The organism is uncultured Paraglaciecola sp., from assembly GCF_913058035.1.
Classification (GTDB): Bacteria; Pseudomonadota; Gammaproteobacteria; order Enterobacterales; family Alteromonadaceae; genus Paraglaciecola.
In genome coordinates this window covers 1-3,874 of sequence record NZ_CAJXPA010000285.1, presented here as the reverse complement: position 1 = coordinate 3,874, position 3,874 = coordinate 1, and the positions used below count along the sequence as shown (strand labels likewise).

Genomic DNA, 3,874 nt, shown 5'->3' with positions numbered 1-3,874 from the left:
ATGGATATCATCAGATAATCTACAACTTTCGTATCAATACATATTTGAAAAAACATCAAACACTGAATTTGATCGATAATTAATTTTTGGCCTGAGCTTTGTTGAAATGTTAATTCAGTGTTAACTGTAGGTTAATACGAAGTAGGTAGTAAATTGTCACTATTTATAATATCCATTTACAAATATTTGTGATGGAATACAAAAGGAACTTCCAATGAAAAATATCGTATTAAAAACATGTCTTACTAGCTTATTTTTGTCTATGAGCGCTTTAGCAGCAGCAAACCAAACGTTTACAGTCCCTTCCACAGCTGATAATTTTTATCCAAAGCATTCAGCAATAGCTGGTGCAGCTTTGAGTGTTGCCGCAGGATCCTGCATAGAAAAAGATGTTGCGGCACAAGCTGCAGTTACTATCGGTGCTAATGCTACGGCTAATCACCTCTATGCTGGCGCTGCCGCTACTGTAGGTGCAGATTCTGCCGTTAAAAATATCTATGCCGGCGCCGCCGCAGGTGTAGCAGCTAATGCTACAGCTGAGAACATCTATGCCGGAGCTGCTGTTACACTAGGCGCGCCTAGTGACGCTCATGATATCGGAGCTGGCGCAGCCATTACTTTAGGCGCAGGTTCAACTGCATATGATGTGTATGCGGGCGCGGCGACCACTGGCGCTACGGTACGAGCATACGACTCGGATGATAATATTATTAGTGGAAACGTTGATTCCATTGGTGATATTAACAAAATCGCGGCCATGGCCGCGTTTCAAATGCAAGTCGCATTGGACGCTATAACTACTGTACAACGTGAGTTAACTGCTCTTGCGACTTCTGACATCAACGGTGATATTACCGATGCTAATGAGTACGTATTAGGTACGTATATGGGCAGTGCAACTGAGACTACTGAATTAGCCGGTGGCGTATATGAAGCAAGTGCTTTGAATATGCCTGCAGACGCAACCATTGTATTTACTGGTAACGCAATTATTAACCTTAGCGATGCGCTGACACTGGGTGCAAACACAACAATAGATGATGGTGGCTATATAGTTATCTGGAATGTCGGTGGTGCGCTTAATCTGGGTGCAGGCACTAATTTTGCTGGTACGGCCTTTGTAAACGGTTCAGTCAGCGGTGCAACATCAGACGTACAAGCTGGTGGTCGCTTGTATGCTCAGGGCGCTGTTGCCATCGGTAGTATAGGTAATACAATCACTGGTTGTAGTATTTAACAATACTCAAATTAATCACTGCACTTTATCAAACGTAAATGGTCGGCCTTAAGGGCGGCCATTTTTTTGCCAAAAAAGTAGAGAAGCACCAAAATGCCTTACTATTTTGCTAAAAAACCGTCAGAGTCATTCAACCATAATGCCGCGATTGTAGCGGTCACCATTGCCTCTATCCAAACAATAAAACGTAATAAAGTAGGTTTTGTTGTTTACATCAAGTGGTAAACCACCTAGCTAATAAAATCCCCCCTTGCCCATTTTGAGATATAAAAAGGGTGGCCTCTTTCTGCGTTTTTTCTCACTAACGGTTTACGCCATAAACTTGAGGTTGTCACAGTTTTTTGGACTATTTAATTAAAAGGCATTGGCCTGCTCATATTCTATCGGGCTTATGAAGCCCAAATAGGAATGTCTTCGTTGTCGATTGTAAAATACTTCAATATATTCAAATATGCTTTTCTTAGCTTTTGAACGTGTAAATTAGTCCTCATTATCGACCAGTTCTGTCTGTTGTGTTTGAATTAACCGGACACTTGAACAAAGGATTATAATCCTGTTAATTGAGGTGAATACGACTAAACGAACAAATAAGCATTATCCAGTAGAATTTAAGCAAGAAGCGGTTGCTCTGGTAATTGAGCAAGATTACTCAATCGTGCAGGCAGCTGCATCTTTGGGCGTGACAGACAAACTACTTTACAACTGGCTAGCCAAGCATAAGAAACAGGCACAAGGTGATGTGTTGTCTGGTGATGAACGGGTAGAGTTAATTCAGCTCAGGAAGGATAATAAACGTCTATACATGGAGCGTGAAATCCTAAAAAAGGCAAGTGCCTTCTTCGCGAAAAAAATGAAGTAAGATATTCTTTTATAAGTGAGCTTGATGCTAAATATCCTGTGTCAGTTGCTTGTAAAGTGCTGGAAGTGAGTTCGTCAGCATACTAGGTTTGGCTAAAAAGACCGGGTGAACTCATTGGCGCTCAAACACTTAGATTGTATCGACGAGCAAAAATATTATTCAAGGCGAGTCGAAACAGTTTAGGCAGCGCAAAGCTTTCTAAAGTACTACGTAAAGAAGGCTTTGAAATAACACGTTATCGCGCTATTAAGCTAATGGAACGGCCTAAATGAATGGTGACTCAGAGAGTAGCTTATAAAGTGACAACCAAGGGAAAACACAGTGATGCTGTGGCTGACAATTTGTTAAATATGAATTTCAATCCAGTTGGGCCCAATCAAATTTGGGCGGGTGATGTGTTCTATTTAAAGATGGGTGAGGGCTGGTTGTACTTAACAATTGTCATAGATTTGTACTCACGCCGTATTGTTGGTTGGCATATATCAAAACGCATGACGCGTGATTTGGTCGAGCAAGCGCTGATAAAGGCTCATAACTTACGTAAACCGGAAAAAGGTGTGGTATTTCACAGTGATAGAGGCTCTCAGTTCACGAGTACAGGCTTTAGAAACTTGCTGTCGCGATTAGGTTGTCGAGCCAGTATGGGTGACGTTGGGGCTTGCTGGGATAATGTTGTTGTGGAACGTTTACGATTGGTTGTTTAAAGTACCGCAGCCAACTCGATTACATATGCGAGAAGATGTCGCTAGATAGATAAAATATTATAATGTTGAGCGACTGCATTCAGCCAATTTGGATCAATCGCCAATTGAATTTGAAAACTCCTTTGGGAAAGCGTCCGGTTGGAGTTGACCAGAACAGAACAAGCAGCGCCGATCGTCAGTGGAAGATAGGTGTCGCAACACAAATAGACTTATCAATGCTCTTAAGCAGTATCACCCGCAACCATTTGTGCGGTTCTGCCATAGAGATACTGAACTATTCTGTGACTTTTTAATTAAATGGCCAGCCTTACATACAGTGAAACGCGCAAAAACCACCTCCATCATAAAGTTCTTCCAAGCCAAAGGTGGCAATGCAGTTTCGAACACAGAAAAGCGTGTAAAAGCGATAAATGTAGAGATTCCCTTAACCCAAAAGCATAGCGTCATATTGCCACATAAGCTATTAGTAGTGGCGCTTTGCAAACAGATACTGATGCTAATAGACAACATCAGAATATACGATAAGTAGATTAGTCAGCTATTTAACAGCATGCCAGATGCTGTGCTATTTAACTCATTGCCTAGTACTGGGTTGTATTTAGCGCCGCGCCTATTAGCAGCTCTGGGAGAAGACAGGTCACGGTTCAACAGTGCACAGGAGATACAAAATCACGGGGAAATATCACCCGTGACAGAGTGAAGTGGGCAAAGGAGCTGGGTGCACTGGCGATGGCAGTGTTCTAAATTTGTTAGGCAAAGTTTCTTCGAGTGGTCTGCAAAAAGTGTAAAGCAATCTTATTGGGCTGGCTTGTATTATGAGCAACAATGGGCGAAAGGAAAGTCTCACCAATCAGCTGTAAGAGCGCTAGCATACGAATGGATAAAGATCGTTTATAGGTGTTGGAAAACCAGAACACCTTATAATGAATCGACATATTTAAAAGCACTAAAAGAGAGAAATTCATCTCTTTTGGCTGCATAAAAACTTTTTGAATGACTCAGGGCGTGAAGCGGTCATAGGACTGAATGAAACGCGATTGACTCCTGCTCACTCATTGCAAACATTAATTTCAC

2 protein-coding genes and 2 pseudogenes are annotated in these 3,874 nt (G+C 41.8%); 3 read left to right on the top strand and 1 reads right to left on the bottom strand.

What is annotated here, in order from left to right:
• Positions 1–214 precede the first annotated feature (214 nt).
• Both QZ562_RS20265 and QZ562_RS20260 read left to right on the top strand, forming a co-directional pair.
• Positions 215–1,237, top strand: coding sequence for a hypothetical protein (locus QZ562_RS20265; RefSeq protein ID WP_293764373.1), 1,023 nt, complete (start codon positions 215–217; stop codon positions 1,235–1,237).
• A gap of 93 nt (positions 1,238–1,330) precedes the next feature.
• The gene (locus tag QZ562_RS20260) at positions 1,331–1,462 is read left to right on the top strand and encodes a hypothetical protein (RefSeq protein WP_293764370.1); all 132 of its coding nucleotides are present in this window, start codon (positions 1,331–1,333) and stop codon (positions 1,460–1,462) included.
• Positions 1,463–1,591: 129 nt separating this feature from the next.
• Here QZ562_RS20260 and QZ562_RS20255 read toward each other — a convergent pair.
• A pseudogene (locus QZ562_RS20255) lies at positions 1,592–1,714 on the bottom strand (IS3 family transposase); the annotation flags it as partial.
• A gap of 88 nt (positions 1,715–1,802) precedes the next feature.
• Between QZ562_RS20255 and QZ562_RS20250 the strand changes: the two are divergent.
• Positions 1,803–2,948, top strand: a pseudogene (locus QZ562_RS20250) (IS3 family transposase).
• The last annotated feature ends 926 nt before the right edge of the window (positions 2,949–3,874 follow it).